Genomic DNA, 20,778 nt, shown 5'->3' on the forward strand with positions numbered 1-20,778 from the left:
TGCCTGTCAGCCACGGAAAAATATGATTCACACGACCTAAGCCTGCAACTATCAATATACAGATTATGTCTGTCGGCAAATATCTTACCATAATCGCACTGATTGTCATATATATATCAGAGACCAAGGCAAATCCTTACCAGATGCAGTGGATGGCATACCCGCACCCCGACGACACCGCCCAGGTATGGTTCAGAAACTCTTACGAAATAGCCGAGAGACCGGTAACCGCCCGGATAACCATCGCATCGACAGGATATTTTGAGCTTTACGTCAACGAGCGCAACGTCACAGGCGACGTCCTCACGCCTCTGAGGGAACGGTGTTCTGCCAATGCCATAGCGGTGACATACGATGTGACAAGGTTCATGCGTGTCGGAACAAACACCGTGGCGGTGTGGTACTCACCGTCGTTTCCGCACCCGGAGAGCAGGCAGATAGCCCTGTCGTTCTACGGAAGAGCCGGGGACGGCTCACCGCAAGTATTCGACAACGACAGCAGCTGGCTGTGCAGGAAAGCCGTGAACACCCTCAGCTCGGAGGGACATGAACTGCTCGGAATGGAAGAGAAAGAGCCGAGATGGAACGCGGAAGACATTGACGTGGCGCGCTGGCTTCCCGCCCGCATCGTCGGGGACAATGAGTGCGTGCCCATAGAACACCGCTCAAGGATGTACGAGGCTACAAGAATAAGCCGGATAAGGCAGCAGAAATACTTCGACATAGAGGGCGACAGCGTGGTGTACGACTTCGGTGAGGCTTTCGTAGGACTCGTAAGGGTGACGCTGCGCGACGCAGTGAAAGGACAGAACATGCGGATAGGCGACATGCGTTATGTGTGTTCGGGCGAGGCTGACGAACAGGCTATACAGCGATTCACCACGACAGACTGCCGCAGGCTGCTCATATCGGGCGACGAAAATTTCGACAACGCGCAGATACAGAAGGTGGAGGCTCTCGAGACAGAGACCTACACAAGGGATATGAAAGAATAGGACAGCGCAAAGGAAAATAACTGTCACACGTGCCAGACATAAATATATACATATAACATAACGTCAACAAACGCTGCGCAAGGAGCATCCGCGCAGCACACAGCGAAGTTTTGACAAGACACCCGGCGCAATGACGCGCACACGATGAGACCGGTGTCTTCATACGATGAGTACGGATCGTTCCTTTCTTACGTGTATATTACTTAACTACATATAAAACCGCAAATGAAGAAACTATTACTTACTGTGCTCATGTCCGGCATCACCGGCATGGCATCTGCCGACATCGTTCCGGGAAAAACCTACCGGATAGCGTCCGCAGCCAACGAAGAGAGAGTGATGTTTGTGGACAACTCGTCGCTCGCAAACAACACGTCAGTCGTAGTATGGACCGACACTGAGGTGCCGGCACAGCAATGGGAGGCAATAGCCAACGGTGACGGGACATTCTCTTTCATGAATGTCTTCACAGGAAAATATCTCGCAAGGAACTCGGCACTTATATCCGCATCGTCCAAAGTGCTGCAGACAGCCAAAGCAAGCAACATGGGACAATGGAGCGTGGACGCCGTGAGTGGACGCGACGGATACTATGTCATAAAACAGTCGTCGGCATCAAACACCTTCATACTCCAGACAACGGCATCCGGCGACGGTCAGACAATGACGTTCCAGGCATGGAGCGACGGCGGCACACCGACAAAGGAGCAGATGTGGAAGTTTGAGGAGGTGGAGCCGATAAGCAGTTTCACCGACACACAACGCACACAGATGATGGACGCATGGCTCGCGCAGCACCTGCGCGACCGCGGGAGCAACGGCAAGACCTTCGGCAACGGAGGAGGATGGGGCGATGCCGAAATGCTGGAAACAATACTCGATGCCTACGAGACAACAGGCAGGGAGGAATATCTGGACGTGTTCAGAAGCGTGTTCAACTATTTCAAATGGGCTGTCGGAACAGACTGGCTCAAACTGAAATATGATAATGACTACAAATGGTACGGGCACGATTTCAACGATGATGTGATGTGGATGATAATAGCGTCGGCACGCGCCTACCACCTCACGGGCAACACCATGTACCGCAGCTACGCCAAATCAAACTTCGACAGGATATACGACCGCGCCTACAACCAGTGGGGAATGATGCGATGGGCTGAGCAGAGCGGAAACAAGAACGGAACAAACTCATGCATAAACGGACCGACGGAAGTGGCTGCATGCTACATCGCCATGGCGCAGACCGACGAGAACGAAAGGGAGCAATACTACGAGGTGGCGCGCAGCCTTTACGAGAAACAGAGGTTATACCTTTTCAATCCGCAGACGGGAGAGGTGTACGACAGTTTCACATGGGACGAGAGCACCAACCTGCCCGGCGGATACAACTACTGGGTATCCACCTACAACCAGGGCACTATGCTCGGAGCCGCACTCATGCTCTACAAGCACTACGGTGACGAGATGTACAAGCGCGACGCCGAGAAAATAGTGGAGCGCACGAAAGAGAGCCTCTGCAACAGCGACGGAATAATAAACGTATGCCAGACAGTGGACGGAGACCTGTGCGGATTCAAGGGTGTCCTCATGCGCTATCTGCGCCGTTACGTGGTAGAGATGCGAAAGACCGAGGACGTGGAATGGATGAAAGACAACGCCTTCATGGCATTCAACAACCGCAACTCATATGGCATCACATCGTCGGCATGGCTCACCAAGTCGAACGAAAACTGGCTGTCGGACACCGAGAAAGACGGGAACGGCAACTTCAAGAGCTTCCAGAACCAGCCGTTCGGCAACTCCACCGCCATCTCGGCTGCCTTCAACGCTCCTCTGAGCACCTCCTTCATCGGGAGAGACGCCTACTCCACCATCGAGGCTGAGAACTTCAACACCCTGCGCGGAGTATATGTCACGACGGGCACAGGAGGCAACGCCGCCGAGATAACCAACATAAGAAACGGTTTCTACACATGTTACGCCAACGTGGACTTCGGCACCCGACCTGCAAGGACGGTAGAGATAAGAGTGTCCGACTCGTCTACGGCAAACGCAAAAATAGAAATAAGGCTCGACAGAGCGGACGGAACGCTCATCGGAACGGCTGACGTTCCGCAGGACGGCGGATGGAAAACCGTGACAGCCGACATCGCTCCGACAGACGGAACGCACGACATCTACCTCGTATACCAGCCGGGCAGCTCGTCGGCAGGATGCTTCAACGTGGACTGGCTGAAGTTCACCACCGACGCGATGGAGCTCCCGGGCGACATAACAAAGAACGGAGGCGTGCTCACATCGTCTGTAGACGGAACGCAGACAGGGGCTCTCACCGACAACAGTCTCACATCGGCGGTAAGCGTTCAGGCAACAGCCGCACAGTTCACATACCGTTCTCCGGTAGCCGTTACGCTCAAAGGCTACTCCATAGGCAGCTCCGCAGCCGACGCTTCATCCGACGCAAGAAGCTGGACTCTGTCCGCATCGAACGACGGTTCCACATGGACCGTGCTCGACGAACAGACCGACCAGACATTCGCCACACGCTGCACACTGCGCCGTTATGACGCCGCAGCCGACAAGGCATACACAATGTTCCGCCTCGACGTGACGAAGAACAACGGCGGCTCAGCACTGGCGGTTAGCGAGTGGCAGCTCCACGGACTGGCAATATCGGCTACAGACATCACCGCCGACGGCGGCGCGCTCAACGAGGGTGACAAGTCTGCCACCGACAAGAACGCCTCTACAACAGCCGTAATCGACGGAGAGACAAACTCCATATTCCGCTACAACAGCAAGGCTCTCTACAGACTGACATCCTACAGCATCACTTCCTCAGCCGCAGGAAACGCTCCCAAGAGCTGGACTCTGTACGGATATGAGAACGCTGAATGGATACCGATAGACTCAAGGAGCAACCAGCAGACAGCCTACAACGGATGCACACAGTTCTACAAGGTGACGACGGACAAGACATACCAGAACTTCCGCCTCGTGATAAACGACACGGAAGCACGCGCGGAACTGGCTGAGCTGCAGCTGTTCGGTGACATCGCTCCCAACGGAGAGCTTTACAACGACATCACCGACAACGGAGGCACGCTGCTCGCATCCGACAACGCCGGTGAGACCGCGCTCCGTCCGCTCATCGACAACGACGCCAACACCACATACACCCTGCCGTTCGACGGCGAGGCTTGGGTTGAGTACCGTTCCGAGATACCCGTAAGGATAACCACACTGCGCGTCTGCGCGGGATATGACACCGACCGCAGCCCGAAGAACTATACTCTTCAGGCGTCTGACGACGGCTCGTCATGGACAACGCTTGCCAACGTATCGAACGCACGCTTCAACACCAAAGGGTCGTTCAAGAATACAAGCGTATCCAACAGCAACACCTTCAAACGCTTCCGCATCACCTTCACACAGGCGTCTGACAATGCCGCCGACGCTATCGTGATGGGCGACATACAGATACACGGCATCTGTCTGTCGGACAATGACATATTCTCCAAAGGAGGCGTAATGACATCGCAGATAAGCAACGACAACGCCAAAGAGAATCTCGACAAACTGTATGACGGCACGGCGGACACCAAGTTCGTGTTCGACTATCTCGGTAATCCGTGGATAGAGTTCCAGGCTGACGAACCGGCGGCGGCAAACCTGTACAGCATAACGTCGGCAAACGACGAGGCATCGCGCGACCCGATGGGCTGGGAATTGCAGGGCTCGGACAACGGAAGACGCTGGACGACAATAGACACACGCACCGGACAGAGCTTCTACGCACGCAAGAACACCCAGTTCTACAGCTTCGACAACGACCACAGCTACCGCTTCTACCGGCTCGTACTTACCGAGAACGGAGGCGCGCGTCTGGCTCAGATGAGCGAATGGCAGCTGTTCTACAGCGAGAAGATAGCCACCGGCATCGATGACATCACTACGGGCGAGATACGGCTCAACGTATATCCCAACCCGGTAAGCGACGTCCTGCACATAGACATGCCTGCCGACGGAACAGTGACCATATACAACACAGGAGGTCAGGCAGTGGCTGCGCTAAGCCTGAACGCAGGAGTGAACAGCATACCTTTCGCACAATACGGTGCAGGTATGTACATCGTGAAAGCCAAGGCGGGCAACAGCACGCTCACGGCAAAGGTTGTGAAATAAACAGAATACACATGTCATAGGAAATAGCGGAGACTGTATGTTGCCTCCGCTATTTCTTTTATATCCGCCCATTTCATCGGGCTTTTCGCATGTTCCATGTTATTTATCAAGAGCTAAGATGCGGCGGCACCAATCATATTTAAACAAATAACGCCTGCGGCAGGGTGATTATCCCGACCAGGTAATATGCCACTCAAAGATTTCCTTTTACCTGACAGTCCGCCCTTTTTCACCCTATATCGCAATGGCGACAGCCCTGTAGAGACGCAAAATCTTGCGTCTCACGTCCTGCACACAGCAACAAACACATACAAATAAGGTATTGACGATATTGGCCTTACCCACTTGTGAGACGCAAGATTTTGCGTCTCTACTTTTTAGACAGCGAAATAATGCAGAGCCTTTTGCCCTGTAGAGACGCAAAATCTTGCGTCTCACGTCGAATCCATGGCAATATCCGCGCCGTCATTTCAATATTCCGTCATTTTATTTTATCTTTGTATAAGACAAACCGGCACACTCTGGGAAGTAAGGACCGCACTTTCTTTTGTCTCGAACTATAATAAACTATAAACAGAAAATAATCATATAAAAACCTGAATAAAAACTATGCAATGGAGGAATTTCATTTTTCTCGCCGCGATGGCGGCATGCGCGTGCAGCCGTCAACACACGGTGAGCACGGCAGGATGGCAGTTGAGCTTCGGCGATGGTGTGGATATAGTATACCGAGGTGACACCATAGCGGAAGGCACTTGGGCGGAATACGCGTTGGACGGAGACACGATGAAATCGGGGAATTATGAGCATACCGCATTCAGGAAGGAGCACATAGCCGACCGATACGGACGCGGCGTGCGCTGGACGCTTAGAATGAGCGGTGACTGTATGCCGCAGCTCGTGAGGACATTCAGACTGTATGACGGGTTCATGCTTACAGACATCGCTCTGGAGTCAGACTCCGCCATAAGCACATCATACATGGCTCCGCTTGTGACGCGGAACACCGGAAAGATTATAAAAGATACGATGAAAAGGGCGATTTTCGTACCTTACGATAACGATGCATGGATAAGATACGGTTCTTCAACACGTGCGGAAGACTCACTGAGAAGTTATGAGGTGACATGCGTGTACAACCCGGAAGGAAGGAAGGGAATAGTGGCAGGAGCGATAGAGCACGACACATGGAAAAACGCGGTGGAACTGACAGACGGACGCAGGTCGATGAAACTCTTCAGCGGTGTAGCCGACCCTCTCACGCGCGACATGAAAGGTCACGGGGCGGTGGAATCGGCTCATCCGCACTCCGCAACGATGATGCTGGGATGCTTCGACGACTGGCGCGAAGGTATGGAGACGTATGCCGGACTGAACGCAAAGACGGCTCCGCCACGAAGATGGGACGGTGCGGTGCCTGTGGGATGGAACAGTTGGGGCGCGCTTCAGTTCAGTGTGAACCACGACAACGCCACCGAGGTGGCATGTTTTCTTGCCGACTCACTTATGCCCCGCTCGTTCCATAACGCTGACGGTCTGGTGTACACCGGGCTCGACTCGGGCTGGGACAGTTTCAAGGAGGCAGAGCTGAAGGACTTTGCCGACCGGTGCAAGTCCATGAGGCAGGTGCCGTGCATATACTGGACACCGTTCACAGACTGGGCAAAGAACCCGGAAAGAAAGGTGGACGCCATGCCCGAATACAGATATAAGGACATATACCTCTATGCTGACGGCAAGCCGCAGGAGCTCGACGGAGCGTATGCCATCGACCCTACGCATCCGGCGGTGAGAGCGATGATGGAAAAGACGGCAAGCCTGTTCAGACGCTGCGGCTACAGGTATGTGAAGATGGACTTCATGACACACGGACGCATGGAGGCAGACTCATGGCACCGAAAAGACATAACCACCGGCACACAGGCGTACAACTACGGCATGCATCTGCTCGACAGCATATTCAGCGACATGTATATCAATCTGTCCATTTCACCGCTCTTTCCAGCGCAATACGCACAGTCGAGACGCATAGCGTGCGACGCGTGGAACAAGATAAAGGATACGGAATACACGATGAACGCCCTGACGTGGGGCTGGTGGCTCGACAAGGTGTACAGCTACAATGACGCCGACCACGTGGTGATGCGCGACGCCACAGAGGGAGAGAACCGCGCGAGGGTGACGTCTGCCGTAATCACGGGCATGTTCATCACCGGCGACGATTTCAGCAGCAAAGGAGACAGTACGGCAAAGGCTCGCGCCGTGAGGATGCTCGCCAACGAACGGGTGAACGCTCTCATAGACGGCAGAGCATTCCGACCGCTCAACGCTGATGACGACAGGAGCGAACATATGTTCGTACGCACAGAAGCGGACGGCAGGATATGTCTGGCGGTGTTCAACTATGGCGACAATCAGGCATCATTCACTCTTCCCACAGAACGCATGCCGATGCGCAAAGGCACGGAATACAGTGTGGACGAGCTGTGGAGCGGAGCACGCATAGACAGCACGTCGAGTCTAACACTTCCGCCCAAGGACGCGATGATATTCATGTTCAGTCCGGAATGAGCACAAGGCAAGGATTTCCGCATCCGCAGGACTCCTGCGGATGGTTTGCTTCATACGGTGAAGGAGGTTTGCCTGGAGGTGCCCCATGGACATCAGAGAAGAGAAAACGGTTATACGGACATGCGGAACGAATAAAGGCGGGCACATGATGATGCCAGCCTTTTTCAGATAAATTTATTATTGGAAGAATACCGTTATCTCATGAATTTCTTACCATTCATGATGTATATGCCCTCTTTCAGCGCGCCAGCGTCGGTACCGACACAGCGTCCGTCGATGCTGTAGATGCGGTTGTCGGCAGGTTTGTCGACAACCGGTTCAGTAATAACACCGTCAATGCCCGTGGTTATTGTAGCCTTGCCACCGGAAACACTAAGCAGATAAGCACCGTCAATTGTCTCGTTGAAATGCACCGGTTGCCAGTCGGTCTCCGTATATGCCTTTGACGCGAGATATATCCTGTATGTGCCGTCACCCAGCCTTGACACATCAACCATGACACTATAATCGGAGGCGTTTGCCGGATACACCTGATTATAAGCGAAGTTGTTGAGATTCTCCGACCTCAGAGTAACCACACTTCCGCCTTCCACCGGTTCCGCCATCAGTGCCAGATTGCCGCTGAAGCCCTCCACTCCACAATTGATGAGATTGGAGCACACGCACATAAGCTTGGTGCCAAGAAGGCGTGCCTCGAACTTTCCCTTCGTCTCAAAAGTCTGTCCGCTGCCAGATACCCACGTTATTGAAGGCATTATGCCCCACTGTGACACATACGGTAAAGCAGGCGCGTCGGCTGTATGCATCAGAATCATGTCCTGCCCGTATGAATAGCTTCCGGTGTTGGAATTGAGCAGAGCCACCTCAAAATATCCGTTGCCACTGCCACTCCATCCCCAGTTGACGTGCACAAGACCCTCCGCGTCGTAACCGTCGAACACAAACGCATGACCGGCATTCTGCGCCGTAACTCCGCCATAGAGAATCGGGCGTCCGTTGCTTATCTAGTCGAAAATGATGTCCATCCACTCAGCCTTGGTGTAAATGTCGCGCGAGTAAAGTCTGGAGTCATATTTGAAATACTCGCTAAGCGCAAGAGTGGCGTCGTTGCTATAAGAGCCGCTGCCGCTGAGACCATAGGTCATGTCGACGGCAACACCGCAATGCAGCATAAGCTTTGCCACAGCGTCAGCCTGCTCTTCGGTGTAGTTGTTGCCTGAATAGACATCAAGCATCCTGTCATATCTGTATGTAGTGTTCTCAAAGTCGTAGTTGCCGTTCTTGCCGTCAATGGCATATCCCTTGTAACCCTGTCCTGTCGAAGGGTAAGAATGATACTTCATAATCTGCGCCATGGCAGTAGCCATACATCCGGTGGGATAGCTCTTGCCGGTGATTCTCACAAGCTCCTTGTTGAAAGGCATTGACTGGTCCCATCTCGTTGTAAGGAGCTCGTCGACAGACTCAGGATATTTTCCATCCCTGAGTTCGGCAGTCGGTGTCACCTCATATCCGTTGTCGAGAGCCGTCTGAAGCGCATGCTCAGCCATGTCCATCCACCACTGCATGGCGGGCGGCATGCCGTCTGCCGTGAACTGTGTGTCGGAATAGCCCAGCACCGGCGCGAACTTGTCGTCAGAAGCAATGACAGCGAAGCCTCCGTCCCTATAACCGATGACGTTAAGCATCTGTCCTTTCTTCAACACCTCAAGGCTGCGGTTCTCCTTTACGGCGTGTGACGAAGGACGATGTCCTATTACCTTACGTGCCGCCTCCATCATATCCTCCACGCTGCGAGGACCTCCAAACACGGAGACTGTCATCAAAGACAGCACAAACAATGATAAAAATTTCCTCATAATATATCCGATTCAGTTTTTAAAGATTCGTGTTTAAAAAAGAAAAAGACAGGGCATATCCGTCAGAGAATATGCCTTGTCTTCGTATATGCACATGAATGTCAGTTTCTTGTCAGAGTGACGTTGCTGTAGATGTCCATGTATCCGCCCATGCCGTCGTCGGTCTGCACATACAGCCAGATGTCGAAAGCAGGATCGAGAGTAAGCGTGTCGGGAATGGTTCCTTCCTCTGTAAGTTTCCAGTCTATCGGGAACACGCCCTGATACACATTCTGTCTGTTGCCTGCCTCGCTGAAGAGCCACATCAGGTGATAGCCGTAATCAGGCATGTAGCAGATTTCCTCTCCGCATACAAGTCCAAGCTGTCCAGACAATGTCTGCTGGTCGAACATGTATTCAAGTTTCCACGAATAAGTCTCTCCGGCACCGAGAATGCTTGCAGCCTCACACGTGAGAACCTTCTCGTAGTCGGAGCTGCCCTCGGCTGCGGCTTTTATCGTAACCGGGAACGAAGTCTTCATACCGTCTGCGTTTATCGCGGAGAAGGTCCATTCTCCGGCAAATGCCTTATAGAAGTTGCCGTCGTTGTCTGAGATGGTGACGGTTGTCTGCTTTCCTGTTATCTCCGCACCGTCGGCAGACACTATGGTCAGTGTGAACTGACGGTCGTTGTTTATCTCACTGTCGTCGATTATCCTCAACTCCACATTTATCGTTCCGGCACTGAGAGTGTCGCTGTTGAGATTCAGAGTCTTGTCGGTGACGGCATAGTTCTCGCCATCTACGGCTCCATCCTCGCCTACGGCAGCCGACTCTATCTTCACGCGCACAGGTCCGTTGCGGTGTCCGCTGACTGTTATAGGAATCTGGACATAACCTGCCGTTTCGTCTACGGTAATGGCATCGCTTGAAAATCCGACCGTGCATTCCCTTGTATTCACGTCATCATCATCAGAGCACGAAGCGAAGAATGGCAGGGCTGCCAACATAAGCATTAATAATTTTATATTCTTCATAATCGTATTTTTTCTTTAAATAGTTGAATTAATAACCCGGATTCTGAACCATCTTGGGATTGGTGTCCATCTCATGAGTAGGTATAGGCCATACGAAGTGGTAATCGCCGGCAGGTACGCTCAGTCCTGTGGAATAGTCGGCACCTGGCATGGCGCAAATGTCTTCCTGCTGGGGAGTACCTCGTGTGACGCCCAGATTCCAGCGTTTGAGGTCGAGCAGACGCATACCTTCACCGATAAACTCACGATGACGCTCGTTCTGTATCTCCGTCATTATTCTGTCAACTGAAGAGAAACTCTGTGTCTGATAACCTGCAATACGCTTTGCCTTGAAATCATTGAGATACTGTGAGGCGTTTCTCAGGTCACCTGACATGGCGTAAGCCTCAGCTGCGATGAGATACATCTCGGAGATGCGGATGAGCTTAGGCTCGATGGTGAAGCGCGCATAGTCGTATGAGCCACCGGTAGCCTGATATGGATAAGCCTTCTCCGGATACTTGTTGAATGCAAGCACATTGCCTACAACACCGGTGCTTGTCTGGAATGTAACAGGGGTGAAAAAGACACTCTTGCGATAGTCATTGTCAGAATAAAGGTCTATTGCTGTCTGGGTAGGAACATAGCTTGGTATGCCGCCGGAGGTATAGGGCAGATACTGCAGACCAGTCTGTGAAGCCAGCTGGTCGGTTTTGCTCGCTGAGAGCTTGAATATACTTTCCGTGTCAAAGTTGCCAGCCCACATCTGGTTGAGTCTGTCGGCAGAACCGGCGAGTGTGTAAGTGCCTGTCCCGATAATCTCGGCAGCCAGTTCAGCCGCAGTGGGATAATCGTCCATGGCGAGAGCCACACGTGCCTTAACAGCCTTCACAGCATCAATTGTTATGTAATAGCTCGACTGTTCTCCTGACACATTGACATAGAGAAGCGCGCTGTCAAGATCGTCGGTTATCTGCTTGTAAGTCTCGCGCAGAGTCTTGCGTCCTGGATAGGTGGAGGCGTCTGACGACGGATAATAGTCGGTGCGGTATGACACTCCGCTGTTTTTCTCGTCGGCATTGCTCTCGTCATAATCCGCACAGAAGAACTGGACCAGATTAAACAGGAAGTAAGCGCGTGTGAAGAAAGCCTCACCCTTAACGTTTCTCACTGTAGCCATTACCTCATCAGTGAAGAGAGTTTTGTTGGACATGTCGCACTTGTTATAGCCGTCGATGATGAAGTTGGCGCTTGCTATCATGCTCTGGCAGCTTGAATAGAGGGCATCTCCCGAGCGCAGACTTGCGTTGAAGTCCCAGCGGTGAAGGTCGCTTATGCCTGCGCCGGTGGTGGCGTTGAAGTCGTCGCTCTGCTCGTCAGGACCGGTGCAGAAATAGCTGCTGCCGACAAAAGAGCGCATGCCGGTATAGAGCGGAACACTCATGTTCTTAAAATCAGTAGGCGTCATAAGAGCCTCATCCTCGGGAATTGCATTATAAGGATTCTTGTCCATGTCGCAGGATGCGAGTGTAAGCGTTAATGCAAGAACCGGTAATAATATATATCTGTTCATTTTTATGTTTCCTTTATTTTGTTTGTTTACGCCTTATTATCAGAATGTAAGCTGTGCACCGATAGAGTACTGGCGCGTGTTGGGATAGTTACCGAATGTCTTTGTGCTGTTGACCTCAGGATCGTAGCCTTTGTATCCGGTGAAGGTGAGAAGGTTGCGGCCTACGAGGAACACTTTGGCACCCTTGATGAATCCGGTCTGGTCGAGCCAGTTCTTCGGAAGAGTGTAAGATAGCTGCAGGTATTTCAGACGTACGAACGACGCGTCCTCAAGCCACATTGTGTCTGCCTGACGCACGGCATTGGCTGCGGGTATGGCAGTCTTGTCGCCCGGCTTCATCCACATGTCAAGCATGGAAGATGCGAGATTGTATGTTCCGTTTGCCTGCGGGTCTTCAAGCCACATGCGCTCGTTGTTGAACATGTAGCGGTCGAACATTCCTGTGAACTGCACGTCGAGCTGCAAACCCTTCCATGCAACAGTTGTAGAAAGTCCGCCAGACCAAGGAGCCACCCAGCTCTTGCCTGTCTGCACACGGTTGGCTTCCGAATATATCTTTGTGTAGTTGCCGTCCTTGTCGAGCCATACGCTCTGACCGTCAGCCGGATCGACGTGGCTCCAGCGCACCATGTAGTATTCTCCCATATCGTGACCGACCTCAAGCATCTGGAAATCGCCGAGAACGTAAGAGTCAAGTCCCTGGAATAGTTTCGTAACCTTGTTCTTGTTGTAGTTTCCGTTGACCTTCACATTCCAGTACCAGTCTTTGTTCTTTATTATGTCCACACCTATTGTGAAGTCGAAACCGCGGTTGTACATCTCTGCGACGTTTCCGTAACCGGCACTGAAACCTGTCGTATAAGAATAAGGTATGGACATAAGCATGTCTGAGGTAACCTTATCGTAATACTGCAGGTCGAAGTCTACGCGGTCGAACAGACGGCCGGACAGTCCGATGTTGAATGTCTTTACCTTCTCCCATGTGAGATCGGCGTTGGAAGCATTGGCTATGACCGTTCCTGAAGCATCGACATACATAGAGCCAGATGCTCCTACAAGACCGAGTGCGAGATAAGGATCTATACCCGAGTTACCTGTAGAACCGTAGCTCACGCGGAACTGAAGGTCCTTGAGCCAGTCTTTGGTGACATCCATAAAGCTTTCATTTGAAACATTCCACATCAATGCTGCGGCACCGAACGTACCCCAACGGTGGTCTTTTGCGAAAAGTGACGAGCCGTCGCGACGGATACTCAGGTCAAGGAAATACTTGTCTGCGTATGAGTAGTTGAGCATTCCGAACCATGAATTACGCACTTCTTCTGTGATGGAATGCGATGGGACAAGCGGACTATGTTCAGATGTTGAGCTGAGAAGCATAAGACGGTTGTCCACAAGACCCGTACGCATAACACCGAAAGACTCAGTCTTGTTTGTCATCGACTCCTGACCGAGAAGAACTGTGACGTCATGGTCGTCAAGGAAGTTGAACTTATACTCTGCTGTATTTGTAACTGTCCAACGGTAGAAGTTGGAGAACTGCTCCGAAGCCTGACCTGTAGGCATCTTATCGCCAAAACCGTCGTCAACAAGGTTATAGCATTTATAAGATACACGCAGGTCGTTCCAGTCAAGTCCGACAGAAGAACGGAGGTTCAGTCCTTTTATCGGGCTGATATTAACGTACGCATTCTCGTTTATGCGGACCCGACGCTGTATCTCAGGCTGTTTGCTTGCGAGATAGTCAGGATCAAAAGATCCGCGACCGCCAAGATTCAATGAATACCACTTAAGTTTCTCACCGTATCCGTTGAACGCACTGTTGGCATAGTCTATCGTTCCGTCGGGATTATAGGCAAGACCGAGTATCTCATGTGTGGTCTGTGTAGGGAAATAAGCATGGGCTGCCCACGGTTTGTTATAAACACTTGTTGTCTCACCATTGATGACAAGAGTAGTATGTGTCTTGTTATAAGCAAGGTTGGAGTTTGTTCCCACCTTCAGCCACGGAGTGATGTTGAACTCGAGGTTGGCACGCAAGGTCTCGCGGCGCATGTTGGAGTCGTCATACAGACCGTCCGCATCGTAATGTGAGAATGAAACAAGATAAGCTGTGTTCTGAGAACCACCGCGCACGCTTGCGTCAATCTGGGATATCGGAGAAGTATTTCCGAGGAAGCGGTCTACCCAGTCTGTACCGATGTTGTATTTCTGATAATAGTTCTTCATAGCCTGAAAAGACTCGTTTGTCAGGTTTGAAGGATTTATCATCTCCTGGAATTTAAACCACTGGTTGGCATCCATCACCTCAGTTCCGTCGTGAGCAACCTCAGAAACAGAATACTGTGCGGACACAAGCACCGTAGGAGCCTCGCCGAACTTGCCTTTCTTCGATGTGACGATAACGACACCGTTGGCGGCGCGCGAACCGTAGATGGCTGTTGAAGAGGCGTCCTTCAATACCGTTATGTTCTCTATGTCGTTCGGGTTGAGCGAAACGAATGTATTTGCTGAAATCTCACTTCCGTCCAATATGTAAAGCGGTTCTGTAGATGCATTTATTGATGTGACACCGCGGATGGTCATTGAGGAGACTGCGGAAGGCTCACCTGAAGACGTGAACACCTGCAGACCGGCAACCTGTCCCTGCAATGCGTCGCTGACACTGGCGGACGGACGAAGCGAAAGGGCGTCACCTGATACCGATGACACCGAGCCAGCAATGGTTCCAAGCTTACGCGCCGAACCGTAACCTGTCACTACGACACCCTCAAGCGTATGGCTGTCTGATTCGAGCACGATGCGCATGTTGTTGGCTGCCTTTACAGTCTTTGGCACCATGCCCAGATATGTAATCTCGAGTTCTGTGCCCACCGGCACGTTGATTGTAAATTCTCCGTCGACATTTGTCACTGCGCCTGCATTCAGGCCCTTTGCCTTGACGGATGCCCCAACAACAGGCTGTCCATCCTCTGCCGATGTGACCGTACCTGTTAGGCGCGACTGTGCCAGAGCCATTCCTATGCTCAGGAACAGGCAGGCAAAAAACATTGTCAGTCTTTGTTTCATAAAAATCTCTCTCCTGATTTGATTTAAATAATTAAAAAATGTTTATTCTTTTGTTTCGTGATGTACCTGTGTGTAGCGTAGTGTTATCCCTCCGCTTCGTCTTTGTAGGGCGTCCGTTGTTCTTTTTCATCGTCAATCATAGTCAACCACAGTCAACTTTCTCCACGACCTTTCCGACCTAAAATCGGAGAGTAACAAGCGAGTAACAAATACGGTACAAAAATGAGCTGAAAAAGCCCTATAAACGATAACCATCGCTTATAAGGCTAAAAAGAAAGGCGCTCAAAATGAACGCCTTAATAATCATTGATGATATATGCTAATCGCTGGTAATCACTACCTACTTACCGATGCATTATGAATAAGTATGTCTGCTCCCGTGAAGATGTCCACGTTCTTTCTTCTCACGCTTTTTGTGAGCTGCAAGAGCGTTTCCCGCCATGTGCGTGAGCATATTCACATGTGTTCATTTCTCTATGTCTGCCGACGGTGGAGCCGCTTTCTTGTCGGCACCCCATGCTTTGTTAGGATGGCGACCCATGACAAGAACCAGCTTTCCGCCGTTCTTTATGTCGTCGTGGGTGAACCATGGCTGGTCCAAAGGCTTGCCGTTGAGGGTCGCGCTCTGTATGTATTTGTTCTCGTCAGAACAGTTTTCTGCGTCTATCTCGAATATCCTGCCGTTCGGAAGGGTCACTTTCACATTGCTGAACAGCGGACTTCCGATGTTGTATGACGGAAATCCGGGAGTCACGGGATAGAATCCTATGGATGAGAACACCACGAACGAAGTCAGTCCTCCGCCGTCCTCATCGCCCGGAATGCCCATCACATCGTTGCGGAACCATGTCTTCAGCACCTGTCTCACGCGCTTCTGGGTTTTCCAGGGCTGCCCTGCGTAGTTATATAAATAAGGTATGTGCAGTGAAGGCTCGTTCGCCATGGTGAACTGCCCGATGTTTCCGGTCTGGTCGGGCAGCTGTGTGTAGAACTCGCGTTTGCCTCTTCCCATCGGCTCGGCGAACGTCTGGTCGAGGTTTCTCGCAAAGTTCTCGCGTCCTCCCATGAGGTTTATAAGGTCCGCCATGTTGTGTTGCACGTCCCAACGGTATGTCCATCCGTTGTTCTCATCGTATGCGTCGCGTGCTCCTATTCCTCCTGAAAAGCGGTAATCGAATGGTTCTATGAAGTTGCCATCCTTGTCTTTGGGATGGAAGAAAGCCGTCTTGCTGTTGAATATCGTGCGGTAGTTGCGTCCGAGCCGTGCGTAATGGGAAGCCTTGGCGGTGTCGCCCATGAACGCTGCGATGCGCGACAGACACCACATGTCGTATGCCGTGCCGAGCGTAACAGCCACCGGCTGTCTCTTCTCGAATCCCGATACGTTCGGGTCGGTCTCTTTTTCACCTTCGCGCAGTGCGGGTATGTATCCGTTCTTCTTGTAGAAATCGTCTATCCATCCGGCTTTGTTGCCCGACCACGGAGCCAGAGTCTTCTCCTCGATTCCCTTCCGGCAGTATTCGAAGGCGCGCTCCGCGTCCACCTTGACACCTTTATAAAGAGCGTCGGCTACCATTGCCACGCCGTGGTTTGAGTTCATGCGCCTTGAGTCACCGGTTATTTCGGGGAATGTGGGCATCCATTCCGTCCCCATCTGTTCAGCCATACGCAGGTATGACTCGATGATATGGCTCTGCTTCTCGGGCTCGATGAGAGTGCGCAATGGATGAGCCGCGCGGTAAGTGTCCCATATCCAGTCGTCGGTGTAGAACGGTGTGCCACCGTCATCATGCACCTGTCCGTCGTAGGCACTGAAGTATCTGCCGTCCTCGCTAAGGCATACCGGACGCTCGAACGTGCGGTAATAAGATGTGTAGAGCACCGTCTTCTGGTCTTCCGTGCCCCCTGTGACCCTTATTTTAGACAGAGCCTCATTCCACACCTTGCGTCCTCTTGCCGCCACCTTGTCCACATCGTAGCCGTCCTGTTCGCGCATCAGGTTCTTGCGAGCCTGTTCCTCGCTTATGAAAGACACTCCGTAGCGCAGTCTCACCTTCTGTGTGCCGTCCTTGTATCTCAGCACCGCGCATGCGTTGTTGCCCTGTGCCATTGACGTTCTGCCGTCAAAGCCGTCGGCTGCGAGTATTCCCGTTGACGCCGGAGCGGTTTCGGTCTCCACATAAACATACACCCTTGTCCTGTCGTTGAGCTGCTGGTAACCGCTCACATAGTTCTTTCCTATTCTCATCATTCCGTTTGCGGAGTTGATGATGACATACACCGGCTTGTCCTTCCTGTAGAACTGAAGCTCATACACGGCACTCTGTCTGTCCACGGCATAGCGTGCCCTCATGGTGTTGTCGTCGAGTTCGATGTCGAACGAGTATGGGGTTATGCGCTCATGGTCGTAGTTCACCGGAACCACCGGGCTCAGTTCGCTCCTCTGACTCGGGCTTATGCTGAATGCCGAACGTTCGCGGTGGTTGGTCACAATCATAGGAAGCCCGTTCACATATTCCGACGTATAGTCAGCCCTTGCGGGGTAAACTCTAAGCATGCTGTTGGGAAGCTGCACCGTAGCGAAGGTAGGTACGAGCAGGTGACTGATGTTTCCGATGTACGGATTGACATAGTCCACCGGTTCCTTTGTCTGTGCTCCGGCAGTTCCGCACAGCGTAATGCACATGGCGGCAGCCACAAGTGCGATGATTCTTTTCCTCATGTAATAATTACGGTTTTTTAATATAATGGTAAAGTAAAAGGACTGTTTCTGTCTCAGATTTGTATTGTTGAATGAAAATCCCCGCACAGACACGTGTCTGCACAGGGATTTTTATGTCATAAGCCCGTTCAGTCTATGTCGCTGTTGTGGTCAAGACTGTCGTTGAACGGTTTCGGTTCGTGTCTGTCGTTGCCGTCTGCCGGCTTGTGCTCGAAGCGGCGCTGTGCTCTGCGCTCGCCGTTCTCGCGTCCCGGTCTTGGGCGACGCTCTCCGCGCTCCGGTCTCTGTCTGCGCTCATGCTCGGCATAACCTTCCGGTTTCGGAATGAGTACGCGGTGAGAGAGCTTGTATTTTCCGGTCTTCGGGTCAATCTCCATGAGCTTCACCTTAATCTTGTCGCCTTCCTTTATACCGGCGTCCTCGACTGTCTCAAGGCGTTTCCAGTCTATCTCAGATATGTGGAGCAGACCGTCCTTGCCCGGCATTATCTCTACGAAACATCCGTAAGGCATGATTGAGCGTACCGTTCCCTCGTAGGTCTCGCCCACTTCGGGTATTGCCACGATGGCTTTTATCTTGCTCATTGCGGCTTCTATGCAGTCCTTGTTTGCCGCGCTCACCTGCACCTTGCCCACACCGTCGATCTCGTCGATGGTTATTATGGCGCCGGTGTCTTCCTGTATCTGCTGTATGATCTTGCCGCCCGGACCTATCACCGCACCGATGAACTCCTTGGGAATCTCAATCTGTACGATGCGCGGAACCTGCGGTTTGAGTTCAGGTCTCGGCTCGGCTATTGTCTCGGTGAGCTTGCCGAGGATGTACTCCCGTCCGGCTTTTGCCTGCATGAGAGCCTTCTCCAGAATCTCGAAGCTCAGTCCGTCGCACTTGATGTCCATCTGTGTGGCAGTCAGACCGTCCTTTGTTCCTGTTGTCTTGAAGTCCATGTCGCCGAGGTGGTCCTCATCGCCGAGGATGTCGCTCAGCACGGCATACTTGTCCTCTCCGGGGTTCTTGATGAGTCCCATGGCAATTCCGCTCACCGGTTTCTTCATCGGAACGCCTGCGTCCATCAGCGCGAGTGTGCCCGCGCAGACTGTCGCCATGGATGACGAACCGTTGCTCTCGAGAATCTGCGATACGAGACGCACGGTGTAGGGGAAGTCCTCCGGTATCTGCCCTTTGAGCCCGCGCCATGCCAGATGTCCGTGTCCTATCTCGCGGCGACCCACACCCCGCTGTGCCTTAGCCTCTCCTGTGCAGAACGGCGGGAAGTTGTAGTGCAGCAGGAAACGCTGGTATCCGCGGTCGAGCACGTCATCAACGAGTTTCTCGTCGAGCTTCGTTCCCAGTGTACAGGTGGTGAGGCTCTGTGTCTCTCCACGTGTGAAGATGGAGCTTCCGTGCGGCATCGGCAGCGGTGACACCTCACACCAGATGGGGCGTATCTCGTCTGTCTTGCGTCCGTCGAGGCGTTTGCCCTCGTCGAGAATGCAGCGGCGCATAGAGTCGCGCATCACATCGTCGTAGTAGCGGCTTATCATTCCGTGCTTCTCTTCGAGCTCCTCGGGTGTCAGGTCAGCGTGTGCGGCGTCATATTCTGTAGTGAAGTCCTCTATGATCTGTGCGAAAGCCTCCTCGCGTTTCTTCTTGTCGTGGTCGCCAGCCTCGGCAATAGCGTAGCACTTGTCGTATGTCTTGCGGCGCACATCCTCGCGCAGTTCGTCGTCGTTCACCTCATGGCAGTACTCGCGCTTCACGTCGGTGCCGAGTTCTTTCGACAGTTCTGTCTGCAGCTCGCACATCGGTTTGATGGCGTCCATGGCAGCCTTGAGCGCTCCGATCATGTCCTGTTCGGACACTTCTTTCATCTCGCCTTCCACCATCATGATGTTTTCTGCGGAGGCACCCACCATGATGTCCATGTCGGCACTCTTCATCTGCTCGTATGTAGGGTTTATTACATACTGTCCGTCTACGCGAGCCACGCGCACTTCAGAGATGGGGCATTCAAACGGAATATCTGAACAAGCCAGAGCGGCTGATGCTGCAAATCCTGCCAGAGCGTCGGGCTGGTCAACGCCGTCGGCGCTGAGGAGCATGACGTTCACATAAACCTCTGCGTGGTAGTTGGAGGGGAAGAGGGGCCGTAACACACGGTCGACAAGGCGGGACGTGAGTATCTCGTTGTCGCCGGCTTTTCCCTCGCGCTTTGTGAATCCGCCCGGGAATCGTCCGGCAGCGGCATACTGCTCTCTGTAGTCTACCTGGAGAGGCATGAAGTCTGTTCCGGGAACTGCATCCTTTGCGGCACAAACAGTGGCGAGGAGCACTGTGTTGCCCATGCGGAGCACACATGATCCGTCGGCTTGCTTTGCCACTTTCCCGGTCTCAATGCTGATGGTTCTTCCATCAGGCAGTGATACTGTTTTCGTAATTACGTTCATCTAATATTACATCTAATAAAATAAAATCGGACAAAGATAACCAAATAATGTGGAATGTGCTACAAATCAGCCTTTTTATTATTATTTTTTATGAAAAGAAAACCGCGTGTTACGATGGTCTGTATGTCATGTCTGCTTGCCTCGGCATGATGCCGTGGCGGTGTCTCTGTTTTAATGCCGTTTAGTGGAATGCGCGATGTGATGTTTTACTGTTTGTCGGATGGAGTTTTATAAATATTACATTTTGAAATTAATTTCAAACAAATTGTTTCATTATGAATGCTTGTTAACGGTTTTTATATATCTTTGTGACCGTTACGTAGGGCTGATGCGGACAGATTGTATCAGCTGTACGGACG

Annotated in this window: 8 protein-coding genes and 1 pseudogene; 3 read left to right on the plus strand and 6 right to left on the minus strand. The window is 52.2% G+C overall.

What is annotated here, in order from left to right; genetic code table 11:
• The first annotated feature begins 65 nt into the window (after positions 1-65).
• The 3 genes from BN4609_RS00970 to BN4609_RS00980 all read left to right on the plus strand — a co-directional run bounded on the left by BN4609_RS00970 (position 66) and on the right by BN4609_RS00980 (position 7,754).
• Positions 66-995, plus strand: coding sequence for an alpha-L-rhamnosidase N-terminal domain-containing protein (locus BN4609_RS00970; RefSeq protein ID WP_068854938.1), 930 nt, complete (start codon positions 66-68; stop codon positions 993-995).
• Positions 996-1,220: 225 nt separating this feature from the next.
• Positions 1,221-5,183 (plus strand): glycoside hydrolase family 76 protein, encoded by a 3,963-nt coding sequence (locus BN4609_RS00975; protein WP_068854939.1) that lies wholly within the window; start codon positions 1,221-1,223, stop codon positions 5,181-5,183.
• A gap of 609 nt (positions 5,184-5,792) precedes the next feature.
• Positions 5,793-7,754, plus strand: a complete 1,962-nt coding sequence (locus BN4609_RS00980; RefSeq protein ID WP_068854940.1) for an alpha-galactosidase — start codon at positions 5,793-5,795, stop codon at positions 7,752-7,754.
• 194 nt (positions 7,755-7,948) lie between these two features.
• Here BN4609_RS00980 and BN4609_RS16825 read toward each other — a convergent pair.
• The 6 genes and pseudogenes from BN4609_RS16825 to pnp all read right to left on the minus strand — a co-directional run bounded on the left by BN4609_RS16825 (position 7,949) and on the right by pnp (position 20,419).
• A pseudogene (locus BN4609_RS16825) lies at positions 7,949-9,613 on the minus strand (C10 family peptidase).
• 101 nt (positions 9,614-9,714) lie between these two features.
• On the minus strand, positions 9,715-10,629 hold the full coding sequence (locus BN4609_RS00995) for a Calx-beta domain-containing protein (protein WP_084791306.1): 915 nt from the start codon (positions 10,627-10,629) through the stop codon (positions 9,715-9,717).
• 28 nt (positions 10,630-10,657) lie between these two features.
• The gene (locus BN4609_RS01000) at positions 10,658-12,181 is read right to left on the minus strand and encodes a RagB/SusD family nutrient uptake outer membrane protein (RefSeq protein WP_084791307.1); all 1,524 of its coding nucleotides are present in this window, start codon (positions 12,179-12,181) and stop codon (positions 10,658-10,660) included.
• 39 nt (positions 12,182-12,220) lie between these two features.
• Positions 12,221-15,250 (minus strand): SusC/RagA family TonB-linked outer membrane protein, encoded by a 3,030-nt coding sequence (locus tag BN4609_RS01005; protein WP_068854945.1) that lies wholly within the window; start codon positions 15,248-15,250, stop codon positions 12,221-12,223.
• A gap of 466 nt (positions 15,251-15,716) precedes the next feature.
• Complete coding sequence (locus tag BN4609_RS01010) at positions 15,717-17,936, minus strand: GH92 family glycosyl hydrolase (RefSeq protein WP_241033160.1); 2,220 nt, start codon at positions 17,934-17,936, stop codon at positions 15,717-15,719.
• Positions 17,937-18,100: 164 nt separating this feature from the next.
• The gene (gene pnp, locus BN4609_RS01015) at positions 18,101-20,419 is read right to left on the minus strand and encodes a polyribonucleotide nucleotidyltransferase (protein ID WP_021992611.1); all 2,319 of its coding nucleotides are present in this window, start codon (positions 20,417-20,419) and stop codon (positions 18,101-18,103) included.
• Between the last annotated feature and the right edge of the window lie 359 nt (positions 20,420-20,778).

It is taken from the genome of Leyella lascolaii (assembly GCF_900079775.1).
Classification (GTDB): Bacteria; Bacteroidota; Bacteroidia; order Bacteroidales; family Bacteroidaceae; genus Prevotella; species Prevotella lascolaii.